Annotated in this window: 1 protein-coding gene and 1 pseudogene; one reads left to right on the top strand and one right to left on the bottom strand. The window is 69.0% G+C overall.

Annotation, left to right across the window (positions count from 1 at the left end):
* The coding region (locus GVL52_RS28265) for a GntR family transcriptional regulator (protein WP_160012685.1) at window positions 1-319 on the bottom strand (319 nt) is incomplete at its 3' end.
* Window positions 320-474: 155 nt separating this feature from the next.
* Here GVL52_RS28265 and GVL52_RS31080 point away from each other — a divergent pair.
* Window positions 475-587: pseudogene (locus GVL52_RS31080) on the top strand (Asp/Glu/hydantoin racemase); the annotation flags it as partial.

Here is a 587-nt window from a genome sequence, read left to right as displayed (position 1 = left end):
GCTCCAGCGTGCGCCTCACCCATAGCACGTCGCGGGCATCGTCCGCCGTGGGGGTGGTCACGAAGGCGCCGCGGTGCGGCACCAGCGTCACCAGTTGCGCCACGGCCAGCCGCTGCAGGGCACCGCGCACCTGCGTGCGGCTCACGGCGAACAGCTCGGCCATCTTCTCCTCGGCCAGCTTGGTGCCCGGCAGCAGGCGGTGCTCCACGATGGCGTTGTAGATGGTCTCGTGGATGTCGGCCTGGCTGGCCACGCGGCGGGGCGCGGGCTCGGCGGCCGGCGCGGCCGCGGCTTTACGGGAGGATCGCTGGGTGGTCATGGCAAGGGTCCATGCAGGAATCGTGCGCAGTGGCCGTCCACAGCAGGCACAACGATTGGATGCAATACGCAAGCATATTGCATCCAAGACGGACCGGCATGGCACGGTTCTCGCATCATGCCCCGCATCGAAACGATCCTCCCGCCCCGCACACCATGGAACCACGCACCCTGATCGGCATGCTCACGCCCTCGTCCAACACTGTGCTGGAGCCCGTCACCGCGGCGATGCTGCACGGCCTGCCCCACGTGTCCGCGCACTTCGGGCG

Source organism: Rhizobium sp. 18055, assembly GCF_902706285.1.
In the GTDB taxonomy this organism is placed as follows: domain Bacteria; phylum Pseudomonadota; class Alphaproteobacteria; order Rhizobiales; family Rhizobiaceae; genus Rhizobium.
This window is presented reverse-complemented; position numbering and strand designations above follow the sequence as displayed.